Source organism: Streptomyces sp. NBC_00442 (assembly GCF_036014195.1).
In the GTDB taxonomy this organism is placed as follows: Bacteria; Actinomycetota; Actinomycetes; order Streptomycetales; family Streptomycetaceae; genus Streptomyces.
The window spans coordinates 5,240,430-5,260,886 of the sequence record NZ_CP107918.1 but is presented as its reverse complement, the minus strand read 5'-3'; the positions used below and the strand labels follow the sequence as shown (position 1 = coordinate 5,260,886).

The 20,457-nt window shown below is 71.3% G+C and carries 19 protein-coding genes; 13 read left to right on the top strand and 6 right to left on the bottom strand.

What is annotated here, in order from left to right:
• Nucleotides 1-167: 167 nt before the first annotated feature.
• The 4 genes from OG432_RS23420 to OG432_RS23405 all read right to left on the bottom strand — a co-directional run bounded on the left by OG432_RS23420 (nucleotide 168) and on the right by OG432_RS23405 (nucleotide 5,798).
• Nucleotides 168-2,546 carry a sensor histidine kinase gene (locus tag OG432_RS23420; protein ID WP_328312913.1) on the bottom strand — a complete coding sequence of 793 codons (2,379 nt, stop codon included), beginning with the start codon at nucleotides 2,544-2,546 and terminating at the stop codon, nucleotides 168-170.
• Nucleotides 2,547-2,641: 95 nt separating this feature from the next.
• On the bottom strand, nucleotides 2,642-3,286 hold the full coding sequence (locus tag OG432_RS23415; protein ID WP_328312912.1) for a hypothetical protein: 645 nt from the start codon (nucleotides 3,284-3,286) through the stop codon (nucleotides 2,642-2,644).
• Between the two features lie 62 nt (nucleotides 3,287-3,348).
• Nucleotides 3,349-5,643: a TOMM precursor leader peptide-binding protein gene (locus OG432_RS23410; protein ID WP_328312911.1), complete on the bottom strand. Its 2,295-nt coding sequence runs from the start codon at nucleotides 5,641-5,643 to the stop codon at nucleotides 3,349-3,351.
• Nucleotides 5,643-5,798 (bottom strand): hypothetical protein, encoded by a 156-nt coding sequence (locus OG432_RS23405; RefSeq protein ID WP_328312910.1) that lies wholly within the window; start codon nucleotides 5,796-5,798, stop codon nucleotides 5,643-5,645. Before OG432_RS23405 ends, OG432_RS23410 begins: the two co-directional genes overlap by 1 nt.
• A gap of 299 nt (nucleotides 5,799-6,097) precedes the next feature.
• Here OG432_RS23405 and OG432_RS23400 point away from each other — a divergent pair, with 299 nt between their 5' ends.
• From OG432_RS23400 to OG432_RS23375, 6 genes are all read left to right on the top strand, one after another.
• Entirely contained in the window at nucleotides 6,098-6,916 is an 819-nt protein-coding gene (locus OG432_RS23400) for an AfsR/SARP family transcriptional regulator (protein ID WP_328312909.1), read from the top strand.
• A gap of 157 nt (nucleotides 6,917-7,073) precedes the next feature.
• On the top strand, nucleotides 7,074-7,844 hold the full coding sequence (locus OG432_RS23395; RefSeq protein ID WP_328312908.1) for a cyclase family protein: 771 nt from the start codon (nucleotides 7,074-7,076) through the stop codon (nucleotides 7,842-7,844).
• A gap of 29 nt (nucleotides 7,845-7,873) precedes the next feature.
• A complete protein-coding gene (locus OG432_RS23390) occupies nucleotides 7,874-8,680 on the top strand; it encodes a thioesterase II family protein (RefSeq protein WP_328312907.1) in 807 nt (268 codons plus the stop codon).
• Between the two features lie 60 nt (nucleotides 8,681-8,740).
• Nucleotides 8,741-10,012 (top strand): beta-ketoacyl-[acyl-carrier-protein] synthase family protein, encoded by a 1,272-nt coding sequence (locus tag OG432_RS23385; RefSeq protein ID WP_328312906.1) that lies wholly within the window; start codon nucleotides 8,741-8,743, stop codon nucleotides 10,010-10,012.
• Nucleotides 10,009-11,256 carry a ketosynthase chain-length factor gene (locus OG432_RS23380; RefSeq protein ID WP_328312905.1) on the top strand — a complete coding sequence of 416 codons (1,248 nt, stop codon included), beginning with the start codon at nucleotides 10,009-10,011 and terminating at the stop codon, nucleotides 11,254-11,256. The genes OG432_RS23385 and OG432_RS23380 overlap by 4 nt, the downstream gene beginning before the upstream one ends.
• 49 nt (nucleotides 11,257-11,305) lie before the next feature.
• The gene (locus OG432_RS23375) at nucleotides 11,306-11,563 is read left to right on the top strand and encodes an acyl carrier protein (RefSeq protein ID WP_328312904.1); all 258 of its coding nucleotides are present in this window, start codon (nucleotides 11,306-11,308) and stop codon (nucleotides 11,561-11,563) included.
• A 309-nt stretch (nucleotides 11,564-11,872) separates the two neighbouring features.
• On the opposite strand, the gene OG432_RS23370 is transcribed toward OG432_RS23375, so the two are convergent.
• Nucleotides 11,873-12,313, bottom strand: a complete 441-nt coding sequence (locus OG432_RS23370) for a nuclear transport factor 2 family protein (protein WP_328312903.1) — start codon at nucleotides 12,311-12,313, stop codon at nucleotides 11,873-11,875.
• A 188-nt stretch (nucleotides 12,314-12,501) separates the two neighbouring features.
• Here OG432_RS23370 and fabG point away from each other — a divergent pair, with 188 nt between their 5' ends.
• The 7 genes from fabG to OG432_RS23335 all read left to right on the top strand — a co-directional run bounded on the left by fabG (nucleotide 12,502) and on the right by OG432_RS23335 (nucleotide 19,683).
• The gene (gene fabG, locus OG432_RS23365; protein ID WP_328312902.1) at nucleotides 12,502-13,299 is read left to right on the top strand and encodes a 3-oxoacyl-ACP reductase FabG; all 798 of its coding nucleotides are present in this window, start codon (nucleotides 12,502-12,504) and stop codon (nucleotides 13,297-13,299) included.
• A 74-nt stretch (nucleotides 13,300-13,373) separates the two neighbouring features.
• Nucleotides 13,374-14,324, top strand: coding sequence for an aromatase/cyclase (locus OG432_RS23360; protein WP_328312901.1), 951 nt, complete (start codon nucleotides 13,374-13,376; stop codon nucleotides 14,322-14,324).
• Nucleotides 14,317-15,858: a class I adenylate-forming enzyme family protein gene (locus OG432_RS23355; RefSeq protein ID WP_328312900.1), complete on the top strand. Its 1,542-nt coding sequence runs from the start codon at nucleotides 14,317-14,319 to the stop codon at nucleotides 15,856-15,858. The genes OG432_RS23360 and OG432_RS23355 overlap by 8 nt, the downstream gene beginning before the upstream one ends.
• 16 nt (nucleotides 15,859-15,874) lie before the next feature.
• Nucleotides 15,875-16,492, top strand: a complete 618-nt coding sequence (locus tag OG432_RS23350; RefSeq protein ID WP_328312899.1) for an antibiotic biosynthesis monooxygenase family protein — start codon at nucleotides 15,875-15,877, stop codon at nucleotides 16,490-16,492.
• A 58-nt stretch (nucleotides 16,493-16,550) separates the two neighbouring features.
• On the top strand, nucleotides 16,551-17,582 hold the full coding sequence (locus OG432_RS23345; protein ID WP_328312898.1) for an aldo/keto reductase: 1,032 nt from the start codon (nucleotides 16,551-16,553) through the stop codon (nucleotides 17,580-17,582).
• A gap of 11 nt (nucleotides 17,583-17,593) precedes the next feature.
• Nucleotides 17,594-18,424 carry an SRPBCC family protein gene (locus OG432_RS23340; RefSeq protein WP_328312897.1) on the top strand — a complete coding sequence of 277 codons (831 nt, stop codon included), beginning with the start codon at nucleotides 17,594-17,596 and terminating at the stop codon, nucleotides 18,422-18,424.
• Nucleotides 18,421-19,683 carry an FAD-dependent monooxygenase gene (locus OG432_RS23335; RefSeq protein ID WP_328312896.1) on the top strand — a complete coding sequence of 421 codons (1,263 nt, stop codon included), beginning with the start codon at nucleotides 18,421-18,423 and terminating at the stop codon, nucleotides 19,681-19,683. Before OG432_RS23340 ends, OG432_RS23335 begins: the two co-directional genes overlap by 4 nt.
• A 70-nt stretch (nucleotides 19,684-19,753) precedes the next feature.
• Here the strand turns inward: OG432_RS23335 and OG432_RS23330 are convergent, their stop codons facing one another.
• Nucleotides 19,754-20,425 carry an antibiotic biosynthesis monooxygenase gene (locus OG432_RS23330; protein WP_328312895.1) on the bottom strand — a complete coding sequence of 224 codons (672 nt, stop codon included), beginning with the start codon at nucleotides 20,423-20,425 and terminating at the stop codon, nucleotides 19,754-19,756.
• Nucleotides 20,426-20,457 lie beyond the last annotated feature (32 nt).

Sequence of the window (20,457 nt, the reverse complement as noted above, 5' to 3'; positions counted from 1 at the left end):
CGAACGGCCGACGACTTCTGCTTCCAACTGTCCCCCATGCCTCGTGGCCCTCGGTCAGAAGCCCCTCTTCGGACCGGATCCAGCTGTGCGGAAATGCCGCGTGCCGCGTCGGCCCCGCCACGACGCTGCGTGGACGTACGACGTCGTGGCCCGTCCCTGCCTGGGCGTCAGGCGGCAGCCGCCAGGAGGGCAACCTCGGCCTTCAACTCGAACCAGCCGTCCGCCCGAGCCCCCGCCTCCAGCCGGCCGTTCACCGCGTTGACCCGGGTCGTCAGGTTGCCGATCCCGCTGCCGCCGTCGACTGTGGAGTCGAGCCCCGGCGCCGCGTCCCCGTCGACGCCGTCGTTGACCAGGGTCAACCGCACTCCGGCGGTGGTCCGCTCCGCCGTGATCTCGCAGTGGGCGGCCTTGCTGTGCCGCAGCATGTTGGTCAGACCCTCGCGCAGCATGGTGGCGAGCACCGTGTCCACGTCACCGGGCAGTTCACCGCAGTCCGTGTCCACGGTAGCCCGGATGCCCACACCAGCCAGCATCGCCATGGCGCTCTCCGCCTCCGCCGACAGGCTCATCCGCTGCCGCCCGTCAGCCACTGTCCGCACATCCGCGAGCGCCTGGCGCGCGATCTGCAACACCTCCGTCAGCTCCTCCTGCGCCTGCACCGGCCGGCTCTCCGCGAGACGCCGAACCAACTCACACTTCAATGTGATCGCGGACAAGCTGAACCCCAGCAGATCGTGCAGGTCCCGAGCGAACCGGAGCCGCTCCGTCGTCACCGCCAACCGGGCGATCTCCGCGCGGGACCAGTGGAGTTCGGAGGCCAGCTGGGCCATGCGGGACAGGCCGAAGACGACGAGGGCGCAAATGACGGTGTACGCCGACGCGTAGGTAATGTCTTCGAGCGACCCCTCGGCCAGGTAGAGCGAGACGCCTCCCCCGGCCGTCACCGCGGCGAGGGCCGGCCACCCGGCAGCGGCGGGCAGCACCAGAAGTGCCGAGCCCGCGACAAAGCCCGGCAGACCCAGGTAGATCCGGCCGAGGAACAGCTGGGGCACGCAGTGAAGCAGTACGAGGGCCCCCAGCGCGCCGTAGCGCAGCAGCCTCGGTCTGCGGACCGACCTGGCGAACCGCCACTGGAAGGAGACCACGCATTGGAGCACGAGCGCCGCGAACAGGCAGAGCTCAAGCCCCACTCCCTCGCCGAAGGTGGGCTGGAAGGACAGGGCGACCATCGAGTAGGCCAAGAAGTAGCCGACCAGTACCGAGAGGGCGATCGCTGACGCGGCGCGCGGCACCATGTCGGCGTGGCCGAGACCACGGGACTCGCGCACGGGCCTTTCGGCATCGCTGAACTGGCGTGCGGACGGCGGCCCCGCCTTCAGTGCGTGCGCGGCACGGTCGGGGAGGGGGACGACGGCTTCGAGGCGGAACCAGCCCTGCCCGTCGCAGCCATGGGCGAGAGTGCCTCCGATCTCCTCGACCCGGGAGCCGAGCGCGGCCAGGCCGCCGTCCGCGGCGCCCTTGGGATGCTTCGCGCGCCCGGCACCGTCGTTGGCGAGGATCAACACCGCGGTGCGCCCCCGGAGTTCGGCCCTGATTTCGCACTGTTCCGCCTTGCTGTGGCGCAGCATATTGGTCAGGCCCTCACGCAGCACAGCAGCGAGGACGGTATCCGCCGCCGCGGGCAGCCCGGTGCTTTCGATCTTCAGTTGGGTCCGGATGCCCGCGGCCGACAGCATCGAGACAGCGGCGTTCGCCTCGCCGAAGAGAGACATCTCGCGGTAACCCCGGCTGACCGAGCGGACGTCGGCGAGCGCCTTGCGCGAGGTGCTCAGCACGTCGCCGAGCTCCTCGTGCGCCTTGGCAGGCGCATCCGCCAGCAACCGGTAGGCAAGCTCGCACTTGAGGGAAATCGCTGAGAGGCTGAAGCCCAGAACGTCATGCAGATCGCGCGCGAACCGAAGCCGTTCGCCTGCCACGGCCAGACGCGAGAGTTCCTCGCGTGAGCGGTGGAGTTTCACGATCATGTCGGACATCCGCGAGAGCCCGATCACGATCAACGGGATCAGGACCGACTCGACCGCCGCGTAGGCGGCGGAGTTCCAGCCTGTACGGAAATGGTAGAAGACGAGGCTCTGCGCGAAGGCTCCGAGGCAGAAGAGCGACCAGCCGGTGACCGCCGGGAACACCAGCACCGCAGAAGCGGTGAAGAACACCGCCATACCGCCCCAAGCCACCCCGAACCGGAGGATCGGAAGATAGGCGAGCAGACCCTGGAGCCCCCACGTCACGTACCTGTAGCGGGAGAACCACGGCGCAAGACTGGGAAAAGAATGACCGAGTTGCAACCCCAGGATGGCGGCAAAGCCAAGGAGGGCCCCGACGAGCTCCCACAGCGGTGGCTGCTCGAACCAGACGTACGAGCCGTCGATGACGAAGAAGCCGAGGAGCACCACGGCCGTGATGGCAATCGCTTTTCGAGGTGGCAACACCTGATGGCCGACATCAGCGAAGAAGACCTCCGCCTCGTCGACTATTTCCGCTTTCAACTGTCCCCCATGGCTTTCGGTGCCCGGTCAGAAGCACGTCTCCGGACCGGATCATAGGCAATCCGGCGGCCGAACCTGTAGTGCTCGACCGGTTTTCACAGCCGGGCCGCACCGTTGAGATCAACCGCCGAGAGCACGCCCGCGGCGACCGCGTAGGCGCGGGCGGCACGCACCACCGCCTGCGGCAGCGGAACATCGAGCGGTGACTGGAAATCGCCCTTCCCGCCCTGTAGGTGGACGAGCAGTCGCGGAGCGTCCGGGCCGTGCAGCTCGACGCGATGATCACCACCCTCGTACGCGATCACAGGGTCGCGCCCCGGCCCGCGCAGCACTGCTTCCTTCGGCACACGGAGTTCGCCTCCTGGGGCCACCGAGGGCGGGCGGAATCTGGCGCGGGGTGAGATCGGAACCACACTCAGGAGCGGTGAGGCACCGATCGCGAGGTGACGCACGATGACGTGCTGGAGCGGTGACAGGGCGCGGAGCAGCTGCCTGGACGCCCCGTTCCACTCGCCCTCGGGCACGTCATAGCCGGGGAAGCCCGGCACCACGTTGCCCAGCGACACGGGGCCGAGCTGCATCCGGTGCAGCGCCTCGCGCAGCAGCGGGCCCGGCCGTTCCAGACGCAGCTCCCCCCAGGGCGTGCGCAGCACGGTGTTCTGGCCGAACAGGACCATGACGTCCTCACGCAGCGACCAGAACTCGCCGAGTTCACGGGCCGCGAGGCGGTCGATACGCATGAGGGGGGTCCTTCCACCGGGCAGGGTGTGGTGTGCGCGTGCGACGTGCGGGTCCAGCGGGTTCAGAGGAAGAGGGGGACCGGGTTGAGGTCCTCGTACGGGGTCGGCGCGGCCAGTCTGCCGAGCTCCACGGGGACGTCGAAGAGGCGTCCGGGAGCGTAGCGGGCCCAGTGGGGTCTGAGTCCGGGCACCACCACCTTGACCACCGGCAGTCCGACATCGGGTCTTGTCTGGTCGAGGACCAGGAGTTCCAGCCCCTTGGCCTTGAGGATCTCCACTGCTGCCACGATGTCGTCACGCAGGTCGTCGTGCGGCGTGTAGAGGTGCGTGTCCGGACCGGTGGGCGCCGCGTCCGAAGGGGCCAGATAGGGGTAGGCCAGGACTGCCGCAGTGCGCAGCCACTCCTGTATGTCCGGGTCCTCGGTCAGCGTGCGGGACATGCCGCCGTCCGCTGTCACCACGTGCGGCATCATCTGGTTGAGCTCGGTCAGGGCGCGGCGCAGCGCGATCGCGGGGTCGAAGTGGGCGCCGAAGCCGAGCATGATGTCTTCCGCCTGCCCCGACGCGCGGTCCGTACGCCTCGAAAGGGCGGCCATCACGGGGATTCCGAGGTCGGCGGTCAGGTCGAGTACCCACACTTCCCGGTCCAACGACGCATGTACACGCTGGAGTTCGGCGATCCAGGGATCGTCGAAAGCGTCGAGGTCGACGCCGGGCTGACGAGTCCGATTGTACCACCACAGGGCGAGGGCATCACGCTCGACGAGTTCGAGGAACCCCTGGAGCACCGCGTCTTCCAGACTGGCGCCGGCGGCGGTGCCGTTGGAGGTGCTCAAGAAGGAGACGTGGCCCGGCGACTGCGTCACTCCGTAATAGAGCAGTGCGGTGGGCAGCAGTTTCCGGCGCTCTTCGGTGACCGACCATATGGGTGTCCAGTCGGTCTCCGCCTCCTCGTCGAACGGATCACAGATGTGCTGGAAGGGGCCGTGCGCCGCGTTCCACTCCGCACGTCCGCCGAACTGCCGGGGGTCGTAGAGCTGCACGGTGTCGGGGTGGACGGCCTCGTCGGTGAGAGTGGCGAAGCTGCCGCGCACGACGGTTTCCGTACCCTCGAACTGGCCGGAGTGACGCTCAAGGGCCTCCGCCAGCGCACCTACCCTGGCCTGCAGTTCGGTGGCTCCCTTGCCACCGCAGGTGGAGCGCAGTCCGGCCCGTATCCCGCCGATCCCGCCCTTGCCGGCGGCGGGATTGGTCCCGGCGCAGAACGAGTTGAAGAACTCGGGGCCGCGGGGGTCACGCCGGATTTCGCGGACGAGACCAGTCACCGGGTCGATCAAGTGACCGTAGCGGTGCATGAATTGATCCAGGCTCATCGTGCGGTGTCCGCCGCCGCCCGTATCAACCTTCAAGCGCGATCGCAGCACCACAGGTGTCTGCACGTGCGCGGCTGTCATACCCGGCTCGCCGCACTCCGCGCACTGCGGACGCCTCACCACCGGGTGGAGCTCGTCGGCGAGAGTGAGCCCATCGATCGTTCGCAGGGACAGCTGGCTGGAGTGCCGGTATCCCGAGAGCCACTTGGCCGCTTCGAACGCGGCGGTCTGCATGGCGGCCACTCGTGCGGCCGGCAGAGCGCACGAGGGTCGGAGCACCGGGCCTGATCGTCCCAGCATCCGCTGGACGTGGGCCTCCACGGGGCGGGACCGCCACAGGCGTTCGGCCAGGCAGGACCAGCAGGGCCCGTCGGGGTCCCCGAAGAACGGGCCGATCCACTGCTCGGTTCCCTCGGTCTTCACCGGAAGCCAGCGGCGGCCTGCCGCACGGTGAGCGGCGTCCACCACGGCGAGGGCGGGGTCGAGGTAGTCGTCACAGAGGACGACGGTCAGCGCGTCCGGGCAGTCGTTCTCGGGGGCGAGGGCGGTCAGGCCCGCGGTGGTCAGGCAATCGACCAGAGCCCGTACATCTGCGCTGCCCACCGAGAGGGCCCGTACCAGCGTGTGCGGGCGATCAGCCACCGTGGCGGTACCGTCCAGGCCCGCCGCCTCCCAGTACGCCTGCTCAGCCGCGATCTGGGGTGCCACCTCTGCCGGGCCGCGGTCCGAGAGAAGCCCGGCGCCGTTCAGGCGCTGGACCAGTCGGGCCGCCTGGCCCGCCTGGAGAGTGTCCCCGGCGTCTGCCGTTATCCGGTCGAGAGGCCTGGTGCCGTCGAGGAGCGGGGCGAGGCAGGCGATCTGCTCGCCGTGCAGAGCGGTCACCCGCTGGTCGGAGATCAGGTACACCGCTTCACCCGGCACCTGCTCGACCCGCAGGTGCGGCTTGAACCCCAGGCGGGGCTCCGCGGTCCGCACAGATGCCATCAGGCGTGCTGGGCGGACTCGGTGACCAGCAGCGAACTCGCGATGCACTGGGTGTAGAGCGCGGCCTGCAACGAGTAGGAGGACTGTCCGAACTCCTCGATCACGAGGTCGTCACTGGCGGAGACGGTGAGACCGAGGCCGAGATTCGCGTTCATGTTTTCCCCCTGGCAGACAACTGGTGAAGGCCCGGGGGAACGTGTCCCCCTAGCCGCCGGTACTCGACTCCTGGTCGGCCCGACGTCCAGAACTCTGCCGGGTCGGACGAATCCGCCCCAGTGCCGCGCTCACGGGATGCACATGAAACTTTCATACCTGTGTCCAGGACACTCACATGCCGGGTTCAGGAGCCCGGCACTGCCACAACTCGGGCCCGGGTGACAGCTTTTGAGGGTGCTTGGAGCCGGGTGGCGCACACCATCGGGTCATCCGGCAGATCCGACCCCGGAGGAATCCCATGGAGATCAAGGTTCTCGGTCCGCTCACGGCCGAATCGGGCGGCACGTCGGTCGTCCCGAGCGCCGGCAAGCCCCGTCAGATACTGGCGCTGCTCTCGGTGTACGCCAACCAGGTCATGCCCGTGCCGACGCTGATGGAGGAGATCTGGGGGGCCGACATGCCCCGCAGCGCGCTGACCACCCTCCAGACGTACATCCTTCAGCTGCGCCGGCTGATCGCGGGGGCGCTCGGCCCGGACAGCCCCTACACCGCACGCGAGGTGCTGGCCACCCGGCACGGCGGCTACCTCCTCGAAGTGACCCCGGGCGACGTGGACGTGCACGAGTACGACCGTCTGGTGGCGACCGGGCGCGGCGCGGCCGAGCGCGGCGACGACGAGAGCGCGGCGGCCCTCTACCGCGACGCGCTCGGCATGTGGCGCGGACCCGCCCTGGTGGACGTCCGCCTCGGCCCGCTCCTGGAGATCGAGCTGGTGCGCCTGGAGGAGAGCAGGCTCGGTGTCCTGGAGCAGCGCATCGACTCCGATCTGCGGCTCGGGCGGCACATGCAACTGCTCGCGGAACTCACTTCTTTGACGGCTCGTCACCCGCTGCACGAGGGCCTGCACGCCCAGTGCATGGTGGCGCTCTACCGCTCCGGCCGGCAGTGGCAGGCGCTGGACGTGTTCCAGAACCTGCGGCGCGGGCTCGCCGAGGAGCTGGGTCTCGACCCGTCGGCGCGGCTCCAGCAGCTGCACCGCGCGGTGCTCGCCGGTGACCCGGCGCTCGACTCGCACCTGGCCGGGCGCCGCCCGGTGCTCGACCTCTTCGCCGCCTGAGCGGCGCACGGGCGGCCCGACCGCCCGGCAGCAACGCGTCCGGACCCCGCCCTCTCCCCCCACAGGGCGGGGTCCGACGCGTGCGTGGCTCGATCCCGCCTCTAGGAGGCGGACGCACAGTGCCCCCCGAACGTCGCCAACGACACTGGGGGTTACCTTGCGAGTCATCGATCTGTCGTCGCCCGTGGACGCGGCCGGCTGGGAACCGGACCCGATCGTCCACGAGATCATGACGCCCGCCGAGGGCGCCGCGCACATGGCGGCGGAGATGAAGGAGCACTTCGGGCTCGACTTCGACCCGGCGGACCTGCCCGGGGGCGAACTCCTCTCCCTGGACACGCTCACCCTGACCAGCCACACCGGCACCCACGTGGACGCGCCCTCGCACTACGGGTCGGTCGGTGACTACGGGCGGCCCCGGCACATCGACGAGATGCCGCTCGACTGGTTCCTGCGCCCGGCCGTCGTCCTGGACGTGAGCGATGTCGGCATCGGCGCCATCGGTGTCGAGCGCATCGAGAAGCAGATCGCCGAGACCGGCTACACCCCGCGGCCCCTCGACATCGTGATGCTGCACACGGGGGCATCCCAACACGCGGGCACACCACGATACTTCACCGATTTCGCGGGGCTCGACGGCCCAGCCACCGACTTCCTGCTCGACCTCGGCGTCCGTGTCATCGGCACCGACGCCTGGAGCCTGGACGCGCCCTTCGGGCACATGATCCGCACCTTCCAGGAGACGGGCGACACGTCGGTCCTGTGGCCCGCGCACTTCGCGGGCCGGCGCCGCGAGTACTGCCAGGTCGAGCGGCTCGCCCACCTCGACACCCTGCCCACGCACGGCTTCCGGGTGTCCTGCTTCCCCGTGAAGATCGCCGGAGCGGGGGCGGGCTGGACCCGGGCCGTCGCCCTGATCGACGAATGAGATCCGGGAGCGCCACACGGGAGGACACCGTGACGCCCTGGCTGTTCTGCTTCCACCACGCGGGCGCCGGTATCTCCTCCTTCGCCAAGTGGCAGAAGATCCTGGGCGACACGGCCGAGGTGGTGCCGGTGCTCCTTCCGGGCCGCGGCCCGCGCGCCAAGGAAGCCCGGATCACCGACGCCACCGACCTCATGAACGAGCTGCGGGAGTTGATCACCCCCCTGCTCGACCGGCCCTACCTCCTGTACGGGCACAGCCTCGGCGGCCTGGTCGCCCACGCGCTGACCCGGACCCTGGAGGACGACGGCCTGCTGCCGCCGGCCCGTCTGGTCATCGGCGCCGTACCGCCGCCGCACCTGCGCAACACGCTGTTGCGCGGGGCGCGGCTCCCGGACCACGAACTCATCGATCTCCTGGTCGACTTGGAGGCGGCGCCGCCCGAGGCCGGCGGCCGGGACCGCTCGCTGTGGCAGCGACACGTGATCCCCGCGCTCCGCGACGACCTGCGCCTCGGCGAAGCCCTGTGCCAGGTCAACGCCGACAAGGCGGTGGGCACCCCGCTGATGGCGCTGGCCGGCCGGGACGACCCGATCGCGCCGCTGTGGGAGGTGGCCGAGTGGGCCGACTACTCGGTGACCCACTTCCGCCTCCAGACCATGCCCGGCGACCACTTCTTCGTACGCGAGCGCGTGGTTCCCGAGCTGCTGCGCGAGGTGGCCCTCGAGCTGCGGGAGTCGCTCAAGGGGAAGTACGGCGGCGGGTCGAGCGGGCGTCAAGAGGACGGTACGAGACTCCTTCCGACAGCGGATCTGACAGTGGACCTATCAGAGAGGTGACGCAGCCGTGCTGCACATTCCCGGGGCGCACCCCCAGGCCCAGCCCAACGAGGGGGACAGGTGAGCCGACGCGTAGTCATCACCGGAATCGGTGTGGTCGCCCCCGGAGGCGTCGGCACCAAGGAGTACTGGTCCCTGCTGACCGCGGGACGCACCGCGACCAGGGCCGTCACGCTCTTCGACGCTTCGGCCTTCCGGTCGAGGATCGCCGCGGAGGTCGACTTCGACCCCGTCGCCCAGGGGCTGACCGAGGAGCAGGCCGGACGCCTGGACAGGGCGGCCCAGTTCGCCCTGGTCGGCGCCCGTGAGGCCGTCTCGGACAGTGGCCTCGACATGACGGGCATCGACCCGTTCCGTACCGGTGTCACCATCGGCAGCGCGGTCGGCGCGACCACCGGGCTCGACTACGAGTACGCGGCGGTCAGCAACAACGGCGCCGAGTGGCTCGTCGACCACGAGCGGGCCGTGCCGCACCTCTACGACTACTTCGTGCCGAGCTCGTTCGCGGCGGAGGTCGCCTGGGAGTTCGGCGCGCAGGGCCCCACGGCCGTGGTCTCCACCGGCTGCACCTCGGGCCTGGACTCGGTCGGCCACGCCGTCGAGCTGATCCGCGAGGGCAGCGCCGACGTGATGATCGCCGGGGCCACCGAGGCGCCGATCTCGCCGATCTCGGTCGCCTGCTTCGACGCCATCAAGGCCACATCGAACCGCAACGACGAGCCGGAGACGGCCTCGCGGCCCTTCGACAAGTCCCGCAACGGCTTCGTGCTCGGCGAGGGCAGCGCGGTGTTCGTCCTGGAGGAGTACGAGCAGGCCGTGGCGCGCGGCGCGCACATCTACGCCGAGATCGCCGGGTTCGCCTCGCGCTCCAACGCGTACAACATGACGGGCCTGCGGGCCGACGGCGCGGAGATGGCCGAGGCCATCGGCGCGGCGCTGGAGGAGGCCGGGATCCCCGGCACCGACATCGACTACATCAACGCGCACGGCTCGGGCACCCTGCAGAACGACCGCCACGAGACGGCCGCGTTCAAGAAGAGCCTCGGCGACCACGCGTACGCGACGCCCGTCTCCTCCATCAAGTCGATGATCGGGCACTCGCTCGGCGCCATCGGCTCCCTGGAGATCGCCGCGTCCGCGCTCGCCATCGAGCACGGCATGGTGCCGCCCACCGCGAATCTGCACGAGGCCGACCCCAAGTGCGACCTCGACTACACGCCGGTCCACGCCCGCGAGCGCGAGATCAACACCGTGCTCAGTGTGGGCAGCGGCTTCGGCGGATTCCAGAGCGCGATCGTGCTCACCAAGCCCGAGCGGAGGAAGACGGCATGACGAGCGAGCTGCTCGAACGTACGGCGGTGCGCTCCGCCACCGCGGTGTTCACCGGGATCGGCGTCACCGCCCCCAACGGCCTTGGCACACGGGCCTGGTGGGAGGCGACGGTGGCCGGCGAGAGCGGCATCCGCCCGGTCTCCCGCTTCGACGCCTCCGGCTACCCGGCGACGCTCGCGGGCGAGGTGCCCGGCTTCGAGGCCGCCGACCACATCCCGAGCCGGCTGCTTCCGCAGACCGACCACATGACGCGGCTCGCGCTGACCGCCGCCAAGGAGGCCCTTGAGGACTCCGGCGCCGACCCGGCCGAGCTTCCGCCGTACGCGGCGGGCGCGGTCACCGCGGCCTCCGCGGGCGGCTTCGAATTCGGCCAGCGCGAGCTCCAGGCGCTGTGGAGCAAGGGCGGCCAGTACGTCTCGGCGTACCAGTCGTACGCCTGGTTCTACGCCGTCAACACCGGCCAGATCTCCATCCGGCACGGGCTGCGCGGACCCAGCGGTGTCCTGGTCACCGAGCAGGCGGGCGGGCTCGACGCGGTCGCGCAGGCCCGGCGCCAGCTGCGCAAGGGCAGCAAGCTCATCGTCACCGGCGGCGTGGACGGCGCGGTCTGCCCCTGGGGCTGGACGGCGCAGCTCGCCGGCGGCCGGATGAGCTCCGTCGCCGACCCGGCGCGCGCGTTCCTGCCGTTCGACAGCGAGGCCAGCGGTTACGTGGCCGGTGAGGGCGGCGCGATCCTCGTCCTGGAGGACGCCGAGGCGGCGCGTGAGCGCGGCGCGCGGATCTACGGACAGCTCTCGGGTTACGCCGCCACGTTCGACCCGGGGCCGGGCCGCGGTGGCGAGCCGGGCCTGCGGCGCGCGGCCGAACTCGCTCTGGCCGAAGCCGGGTTGAGCGCTGGTGACGTGGACGTCGTCTTCGCCGACGCGTCCGGGGTGCCGGAGCTCGACCGCCAGGAGGAGGCGGCGCTGACCGCCCTCTTCGGCCCCCGCGGGGTGCCGGTGACGGCCCCCAAGACCATGACGGGCCGCCTGTCGGCCGGTGGCGCCTCGCTCGACCTGGCGGCGGCGCTGCTGTCCATCCGGGACGCGGTGATCCCGCCGACCGTGAACGTCACCTCGCCGGTCGCGGCCGACGCGCTCGACCTGGTCACCGAGGCCCGGCGCGGGCCCGTCCGCACCGCACTCGTCCTGGCCCGCGGGACCGGCGGCTTCAACGCGGCGGCCGTCGTGACCGCGGCGCACTGAACTCCCCATTTGTAGTTGCCATTTGCTGGCGTTGAGAGAGGCGAGCTTCATGAATCTCAAGGAACTGACCACGCTGCTGCGCGAGTGCGCGGGTGTCGGCGAGGGGATCGACCTGGACGGCGACGTCCTGGACGTGCCGTTCGACGACCTGGGGTACGACTCCCTGGCGATCCTCCAGGTGACCGGGGTCATCGAGCGCGACTACCAGATACAGCTGTCCGACGACACGGTGGCCGAGGCGTCGACGCCGCGGGTGCTGCTGGAGTTCATCAACGAGTGCCTGTCGTCCGCGACGGCTGCGGCGTAGCCCCTCCCTCGGCTGCCGCGTCCCCTACGGGACGCGGCAGCCGTTCTGCGTTCCCGGGGCTCCGCCCCGGACCCCGTTCGCGCCTCAAGGGCGCTCGTCCTCAAACGCCGGACGGGCTGAAAATGCCTCACGCCCAGTGCTGTTGGGGGCGCGGGGAACTGCGCGACCAGCCACGCACGGCCCGCAGGTGACATGCGCACCCACCCCCGCCGCGCACCCATACCCTCCCCGCCGCGCACGCGCAAAAGTGCCCGCACGCCGGGGGATCGCGTGCGGGCACTTGTTCTGGGGCCCCGGAGGGGCGGGACGTCAGATCAGGTCGTCGCGGGTGATCTGGCGGTCCTGGATCTGCCAGGCACCGTCCACCCGCACCACCCGGTCCACACACAGCGTGCTCGCCTTGATCTCCGGCCGCCCGCCCCGCGGCGTCTCGATGACCAGGGCGTAGCAGCGGGCCGTCACGACGTCGCCGTCGACGCCCTCGACCGAGACCATGCCCAGCCAGTGGCGGCGCTGGACGCCGGCCTTCGCGTACGCCTCCGTCGCGGCGGCGGCCGCGGCGGTGATGGCCTCGCGGCCGACCGCCGGCACCGGCTGCGCGTTCGCGGCGAACACACCGTCGGTGGTGAAGGTGTGGGCCCACTCCTCGACGCGCCCGTCGTCGAGCAGATGCATCTGCTGCGCGTAGAACTGCTGGATCTCCGTGTACAGCCCGGCCGTGGTGGTCTGCGGCAGCTCGGTGACGCTCATGGGGGTCCTCTCCTCCTGGATCTTCCTGCCCCCTGAGCATCGGGGCGCCCGCTCGACCCCCGCTGGTGCGCCGGTGGGGGCCGGCGGGCCCGCCGCGCCCCGCAATGAGGGTCAAGCCCGGCTCGACACCGGTTCGAGTGGCCCGGCGCACTTTGGCCGCGTACACCAACTCATCCGAGGAGATTCGTATGACTCAGCCCAAGGTCACCAGCGAGCGCCGGGTCGCGCTCATCACCGGGGCGACCAGCGGGATCGGCCTGGCGTCGGCGCGGGCGCTGGGCGAGGCCGGTCTCGCGGTGTTCATCTGCGCGCGCAACGCCGAGTCGGTGGAGCTCACCGTGAAGGAGCTCCGCGAGGAGGGCCTGGAGGTGTCCGGCGCGAGCGCCGACGTCCGCAGCGCCGAGTCGGTCAAGGACGTCGTGGCCGCCACCGTCGCCGCGTACGGGCGCGTCGATGTCGTCGTCAACAACGCGGGCCGCAGCGGCGGCGGCGTGACCGCCGACGTGTCGGACGAGCTGTGGGACGACGTCATCGACACCAACCTGAACAGCGTGTTCCGGGTGACGCGTGAGGCGCTCAACGTGGGCGGCATGCGCGAGCGCGGCTGGGGCCGCATCATCAACATCGCCTCCACCGCGGGCAAGCAGGGCGTGGTGCTCGGCGCCCCCTACTCCGCCTCCAAGCACGGCGTGGTCGGCTTCACCAAGGCGCTCGGCAACGAGCTCGCCCCGACCGGCATCACCGTGAACGCGGTGTGCCCCGGCTATGTCGAGACGCCGATGGCGCAGCGCGTGCGGCAGGGCTACGCGGAGGCGTACGACACCTCCGAGGACGCGATCCTCGCCAAGTTCACCTCCAAGATCCCGCTCGGCCGCTACTCCACCCCGGAGGAGGTCGCGGGGCTCGTCGGCTACCTGGCCACCGACACCGCCGCCTCGATCACCGCGCAGGCCCTCAACGTCTGCGGCGGCCTCGGCAACTTCTGACCCCCACGGGGTCCGACCGGCCCCGACGAGCCCGACGGCTCCCTCAACTCCCCGAGCAGCGAAGGAATCCACCCGTGTCCGTGACCGGAACGAAGCACCACACCCTCCACAGCGTCGCCGTCGCCGCCCCCGCCGAGGTCGTGTACGGGATCGTCGCCGATGTCACCAAGTGGCCGCAGTACTTCGGCCCCAACGTGCACGTCGAGCACCTGGAGCAGGACGACCGCGCGGAGCGCATCCACATCTGGGCGACCGCCAACGGCGCCGTCAAGAACTGGATCTCGCGCCGCACCTTCGACCCGGAGCGGCTGCGGGTCGACTTCCGCCAGGAGGTCTCCGCGCCGCCGGTGGCCGGCATGGGCGGCGCCTGGGTCGTCTCGCCCGTGGACGCCGAGACCGCGCTGCTCGAACTCCACCACGACTTCGAGGCCGTCGACGACGTGCCGGCCTCGGTGGAGTGGATCCGCGCGGCAGTGGACCGCAACAGCGCGGCCGAGCTGAACAACATCAAGGAACTCGCCGAGCAGCACGCCCAGTTGGACGAGCTCGTCTTCACCTTCGACGACACCGTCCACATGAAGGCCGACGCCGGTGACGTGTTCGACTTTCTGAACCGGGCCGACCTGTGGCCCGAGCGGCTGCCGCACGTGGCGCGCCTGGACCTGACCGAGGACGAGCCGGGCGTGCAGGTCATGGCGATGGACACCAGCACCGCCGACGGTTCGGTGCACACCACCGAGTCGATCCGGGTCGTGTTCGCGCCGGACCGCATCGTCTACAAGCAGACCACCGTGCCGGGGCTCATGACCGCGCACACCGGCCGCTGGACGATCGTGGAGACGCCGGACGGCGTCGATGTGACCTCACGGCACACCGTCACGCTGCGCACCGACACCATCGAGAAGTACCTCGGTGAGGGCAAGACCGTCGCCGACGCCCGTGCCTATGTGCACCGCGCGCTGTCCACCAACTCCACCAACACCCTGAAGCTGGCGCGCACCTACGCGGAGGCGCTCCGTGGCTGACACGCTTCCCGAGGTGCCGGAACGGCTCGACCAGCTGCTGTCGCGTGCGGCCGCCGCGCACCCGGCGCGGGCCGCCGTCGTCACCGACGACTTCACGATGGACTACGCCACCTTCGACGCCCGGGTGACGAAGGTGGCCGCCGGGCTCCGGGCGCTCGCGCCGGAGCCGTCGGTCGTCGCGGTCGGTACGGTGCTGCACCCGGATGTCGCGGTCGCGTACTACGCGGCCGTGCGGGCCGGCCACACCGTCGCGGTGGTCAACCCCCTGCTGCGCGAGGACGACCTGGCGCATGTGCTCGGTCTGGCCGGGGCCCGCGTGGCCCTGATCGATCCGGCCCTGAACGCGCGCCTGGACAAGGTCCGCGACCGGCTGCCCGCGCTGTACGACGTCGTGCTCATCGGCGCGGGCAGTGACGGCGTGGACGTCCTCGCGAGCGACGCGCCGCTCGCCCCGCATGGCCTGGGCCCCGGGGACACCGCGGCCCTCCAGTTCACCAGCGGCACCACCGGTCGCCCCAAGGCGGTCCGGCTCAGCCACCGCAACGTGACCGTGAACGCGGCGCAGATCGCACGGGCGCACCGGCTCGACGGCTCGACGGTGAGCCTCAACCACCTGCCGACCTACCACCCGATGCACCTCAACTCGGCGATCGCCGCGGGCGCCACGCAGGTGCTGTGCGCCTCGCCTGAGCCGTACAACGCGCTGCTGACCGCCAACCGGCACGGGGCGACGATCCTGTACAGCCTTCCGGTACGCCTGGCCCGGCTGGCGGCCGACCCCGATCTGGACTCCCTCTCCCTGCCGACGATCCAGCGGATCGCGTCGGGCGGCTCGGGCCTCCCGGTGCCGGCCGCGCGCCGCCTGTCCAAGCGGTTCGGGGTGCCGGTCTTCCAGGGGTACGGGCTCGCCGAGACCTCCCCGCTGACCCACAGCGACGACCCGGACCACCCGGTGCACGGCTCCGTCGGCACGCCCGTCGCCGGGACCGAGTGCCGTGTCGTCGACATCGAGTCGCGTGCGGTGCTCGCGGCCGAGGGCGTCGGCGAGGTGCAGTTGCGCGGACCGCAGGTGATGCAGGGGTATGTGGGCGGGCCCGACGGCACGGGTCTCGAACCGGACGGCTGGCTGAACACCGGCGACGTCGGCCGCATCGACGAGGACGGCCGGCTGTTCCTGGTGGACCGTCTCAAGGACGTCTTCAAGTGCGACAACTTCCTGGTCGCGCCCTCGGACGTGGAGCGCGTCCTGCGCCGTGACCCGCGGGTCGCCGACGTCGTCGTCGTCGAGCTCGCCGACGCCGGGCACGGCGCGGTCGCCGGCGCCCTCGTGGTGCTCGCGGGCGCCCGCCCCGTCCACGAGAGCGCCGACGCCGTGCTCGCGGAGGTGATCGCGCGGGCCAATGACGCCCTGCCGTACTACCAGCACGTGCGCGACGCCATGACGCTCGACGCGATCCCGCGCTCGGGCAACGGAAAGATCCAACGCCGTCTGCTCGCCGAGCAGTTGACGGCTCGTCAGCCCGTCGCGGGCTGAACCGGAGAGGTCCCGCATGTCCTTCACCGTCATCAACACGTTCACGCTGCTCGACGCGGCGGGCGCCGAGGAGTTCGAGGCGCGCTTCCTGTCCCACGTGGAGTGGATGCGCACCCGTCCCGGCTTCGTCGCCCACCAGGCGGTGCGCTCCACCGACCGGCCCGAGGTGTACATCAACCTCGGCTGGTGGGAGCGTCCCGAGGACTTCAAGGAGGTCCTCGCGAGCGCCACGTTCCAGGAGCACGCCGAGGAGTTCCACGCCATCGTCTCCGTGGAGGCCGACCCCTCGATGGGGATCGCCCGCTTCGACGGGGCCCCGGGCGAGCCCGGCGATGTGCTCCTCGTGGACTCCTTCACCGTCGAGGGCGACCCGGGAGCCTTCATCGGCGCCTTCCGCGCCCACGCCGAGGCCGCCGCGGCCCTCGACGGCTTCGTCGCCGCCGACCTCGCCAAGTCGCTGTTCGCGCGGCCCGGCGGGTTCACCGCCCTGACCCGCTGGCGCACCGCGGAGGCCGCGCTCGCGGCGACCGCCCTGCCCCAGTACGGGGCGCTGGCCGCGCTCGCCGAGGTGCGCACCACGCCCGCCGCCCCGGTCGCGGGCAACCGCGCCGCGTTCGCCCCGGCCGGCGCCTGACGGCTCGCGGGGCGGGCCACGGCCGGGACAGAGAGTTCGCACAGAGAAGGGATTCACCATGGAGTACCGCCGTCTCGGCGCCTCGGGACCGGTGGTCAGCCGGGTCGCGTTCGGGAACTCGCTGACCGCCGGCAACCAGTTGGACGACCGGGCCGCGTCCGCCTGCGTGCGGGCCGCGCTGGATGCGGGCATCACCACGTTCGACACCGCCGACGCGTACGCCGAGGGCCGGGCCGAGGAGCACCTCGGCCGGGCCCTCGCGGGCGTCGACCGGGACGCCGTCGTGGTCTGCACCAAGGTGGGCAGGGGCGGCGGGCCCGGCCCGGGGGCGCTGTCGCGCACCCGGATCGCCGAGTCGCTCGACGCCTCGCTGCGCCGCCTCGGCACCGGCCACATCGACCTGTACCAGGCGCATCTGTACGACGACTCGACGCCGCTCGAAGAGACCATGGGCGCGTTCGCGGACGCCGTCGCCGCGGGCAAGGTCCGCCACGTCGGCGTCTCGGAGTGGGCCGCGGACGAGATCGAGCGGGCCGCGGAGCTCGCCCGTGAGCTGGGCATCGAGCTCGTCTCCAACCAGCCGCAGTACTCGATGCTGTGGCGGGTCGTCGAGGCCGAGGTCGTGCCGGCCTGCGCACCGCTCGGCATCGGCCAGATGGTCTGGTCACCGCTGGCCGGCGGCGTACTGACCGGAAAGTACCGGCCGGGCCGTGAGGCGCCCGCCGGGTCGCGGGCGGTGGCCGCCCAGGGCGGCGAGGTGTCCATCCAGCGCTACCGCTTCCTGTCGGACGAGGTTCTCTCCGCGGTCGGCCGGGTCGCCGCGCTCGCCGAGGAGACCGGCCTGACGATGCCCCAGCTCGCGCTGGCCTGGGTGTTGCAAAACGCGGCCGTCGCCACGGCCGTCATCGGGGCCTCCGCGCCCGAGCAGATCGGCCGCAACCTCGCGGCCGCCGACGCCGTGCTCGGCCCGGAGCTCCTCGCCCGCATCGATGCCGCGCTCGGGCCCGTCGTGGTCACCGACCCCGGTCTGACCCTGAGCCGCATGCTCCGCGCCAAGGCCGCCGCCACCCCCTCCCCCGCCATCCTTTGAGAGGTACCGCTGTGACCACTTCCACGACCGACAGGGAGATCCACCGGACGCGCGCCGGGATCGAGATCGACGCGTCCGCCGACACCGTCTACCGGGCGCTGACGCACGTGGCCGACTGGCCGCTGCTCTACCCCTGGATCGCACACACCGAGATCGTCGCCCAGGACGGGCAGGACGACGAGGTGAAGTTCTGGGCGGTGCGCCCGGGTCCCGAGGGCGGGCTGCGCATCTGGACCTCCCGGCGGACCCTCGACCCGGTGGCGCTGCGCATGGACTTCGCGCAGCAGGGCTCGGTGGGCCCGATCAAGGAGCTGGGCGGCACCTGGGACTTCCTGCCGCGCCCCGGCGGCGGCTGCCAGGTGGTGTCCGGGCACTGGTTCACCACCGACGCCGATCCGCAGGACACCGCGGGCGAGCTCGACCGGCACGGCGGGCTCCAGATGCGCACCCTGAAGTCCAAGACGGAGCAGCCCGGCGCGCTGACCTCGGACGTGATCCGGGTGGAGGACCGGGCGGTGGTGTCCGGCTCGGTGGCCGAGGTGCACGCCCGGCTCCTGGCGGCCCTGCCGCCGCGCGAGGGCGACGACAGCGCCTGGTTCGGCACCCGGGACGGTGTGCGGAGCGTACAGATCGAGCACGGCGGACACACCCTCGTGCAGAAGCCGTTGACGCCGCCGGGACCGGCCGAGCTGTACCGGCGCCGCTGGCGTCTGACGCAGGGGCCCGGCGGTGTCGTGGTGCAGGCCGACGTGCTCGCCGTGGCGTCCGCCGGCCGTGACCGGGTCCTCGAACTGGCCACCACCGACGTGCGGTCCGCGCTCGTCCTGGCCGGGCAGCGATGACCGCGGCCGCCGAGGAGGTCCGTGCCGGGGCCCGCGTCGACGAGGAGCACCGCAGCGACGTGTGCATCGTCGGGGCGGGCCCCGCCGGTCTGACCCTCGCGCTGCTGCTCCTGAGGTCCGGGGTGCGGGTGAGCGTGGTGGAGCGGTCGCGCTCGCACCAGCGGGAGTTCCGCGGCGAGATCCTTCAGCCGGGCGCGATGAGGGTCCTGGACCGGCTCGGGGTGCTGGACGGCGCCCGTGCCCGCGGCTGCCACGAGCACGACCGTTTCCGGCTCGTGGAGCAGGACCGGGTGCTGCTCGACATCGACTACCGCGCGCTCCCGGCCCCGTACGACCATCTGCTGTCCATCCCGCAGTCGCACCTGCTGACCGAACTCCTGCTGCACTGCGCCGAGTTCGCGGACTTCGAGTACGTGGACGGCTGCCGTGTCAACGCGCTGCTGCGCGACGAGCGGGGCCGGATCACGGGGGCCGCCGCCGACGGGCACGTCTTCCACAGCGCGGTCGTGGTCGGCGCCGACGGGCGGTTCTCCAAGGTGCGCAGGCTCGCCGGGATCGAGGCGGGCCGCAGCGAGGCGTTCGACCAGGACGTGCTGTGGTTCAAGCTGACCAGCGGCGAGCCTCAAGGCAGCCACGACGTAAGGGTGTTCAGGGGGGCGGGCACCAGCCCGGTCCTCGCGTACGGGTCCTGGCCCGACCGGATCCAGGTCGGCTGGACGCTGCCGCACGGCGGCTACAAGAATGTCGTCGCGCAGGGGCTCGGCCACGTCAAGGAGCAGCTGGCGAAGGCGGTGCCGGCGTATGCGGACCTGATCGACGGGCAGATCACCTCGCTGCGCGACCTGAGCCTCCTGGACGTGTTCTCCGGGCGCGCCGAGCGGTGGGCCGCGGACGGTCTCGTGCTGATGGGTGACGCCGCGCACACGCACAGCCCGATCGGCGCGCAGGGCATCAACCTGTCGGTGCAGGACGCGGTCGTGCTGCATCCGCTGCTCGTCGAGTCGGTCGGCCGCGGCGACGCGAGCGCCGCGTTCCTGTCGCGGTTCGAGGAGCGCAGGGCGCCCGACATCGCGACGATGATGCGGCTCCAGGGCATGCAGTCCAAGGCGATGCTGTCGACCGGCACGTTCGCGACGCGGGTGCGCCCGAAGCTGGCGGCCGTCGTCAAGCACACCCCGGTGTACCGCAAGGTGCTGCGCACCATCGCGTTCGGCAACCCGTCGATCGAGGTGGCCGAGGGGCTCTTCACCGCTCGGTGAGGGTGAAGGCGTCGGACACGAAAGGCGGGCCGGGTCTCGAAGACCCGGCCCGCCTTTCGTGTGCGGTGGTTCAGACGTTCGCGACCTCGGTGCGGGCCGAGTCGACGACCGCCGTGTAGAGGCCGCCCTTGACCTCGGCGTGCACGGCCATGATCTGGGCGTCGGCGGCCATCTCCGGGCTCCGCAGAACCGGCAGGTAGGCCTGGGGGCCGCTCCACCAGCCGATGTTGACGTAGGCGCCGGTCTCCCGGTTGGAGTGCACCAGCTGGTGGCCGAGGAAGCCCTCGTGGCCCTTGACGAAGGAGAGGTGGCCGAGGAAGGAGCCCTCGAAGGCCTGCTGGTCGGCGCCCTCGCGCAGGGTGAACGTGGTGAGCGCGACCGCCGCGTCCGCGGACGGCACCGCGAGCTCGCCGAGCCCGTCGGCCGCGTTCTGGCCGGCCAGGACCGGGCCGTGCACGCTGGTGATGGCGGCGAGGTAGACGAAGCGGCTGCTCACCGCGGTGAAGAACTGCCAGTCGCCGACGACGGTGCGGTGCGCGTCCGCGTCCCGCCACCAGGTGAGGATGACGAAGTTGTCGGGCTCCTTGATGCCGCGCAGCAGCGCGGTGCGCAGCAGACCGTCCTTGGCGGCGACGGCCTCCTTGTACTTGAGGTAGGCCTTCTCGAACTCGGCGCCCTTCGCCTTGTGCTTGTCCTTGAGGACGAAGTGGGCGACCGCGACGACGGGGCTGTTCTCGCTCATGGGGTGGACCTTCCGATTCTTCGGGTGGATGG

Coding starts and splice junctions, on each gene's coding strand:
- OG432_RS23415 (WP_328312912.1), bottom strand. CDS start 3,286: ATGCGTATCGACCGCCTCGCGGCCCGTGAACTCGGCGAGTTCTGGTCG.
- OG432_RS23410 (WP_328312911.1), bottom strand. CDS start 5,643: ATGGCATCTGTGCGGACCGCGGAGCCCCGCCTGGGGTTCAAGCCGCAC.
- OG432_RS23405 (WP_328312910.1), bottom strand. CDS start 5,798: ATGAACGCGAATCTCGGCCTCGGTCTCACCGTCTCCGCCAGTGACGAC.
- OG432_RS23400 (WP_328312909.1), top strand. CDS start 6,098: ATGGAGATCAAGGTTCTCGGTCCGCTCACGGCCGAATCGGGCGGCACG.
- OG432_RS23380 (WP_328312905.1), top strand. CDS start 10,009: ATGACGAGCGAGCTGCTCGAACGTACGGCGGTGCGCTCCGCCACCGCG.
- OG432_RS23375 (WP_328312904.1), top strand. CDS start 11,306: ATGAATCTCAAGGAACTGACCACGCTGCTGCGCGAGTGCGCGGGTGTC.
- OG432_RS23370 (WP_328312903.1), bottom strand. CDS start 12,313: ATGAGCGTCACCGAGCTGCCGCAGACCACCACGGCCGGGCTGTACACG.
- fabG (WP_328312902.1), top strand. CDS start 12,502: ATGACTCAGCCCAAGGTCACCAGCGAGCGCCGGGTCGCGCTCATCACC.
- OG432_RS23350 (WP_328312899.1), top strand. CDS start 15,875: ATGTCCTTCACCGTCATCAACACGTTCACGCTGCTCGACGCGGCGGGC.
- OG432_RS23345 (WP_328312898.1), top strand. CDS start 16,551: ATGGAGTACCGCCGTCTCGGCGCCTCGGGACCGGTGGTCAGCCGGGTC.
- OG432_RS23335 (WP_328312896.1), top strand. CDS start 18,421: ATGACCGCGGCCGCCGAGGAGGTCCGTGCCGGGGCCCGCGTCGACGAG.
- OG432_RS23330 (WP_328312895.1), bottom strand. CDS start 20,425: ATGAGCGAGAACAGCCCCGTCGTCGCGGTCGCCCACTTCGTCCTCAAG.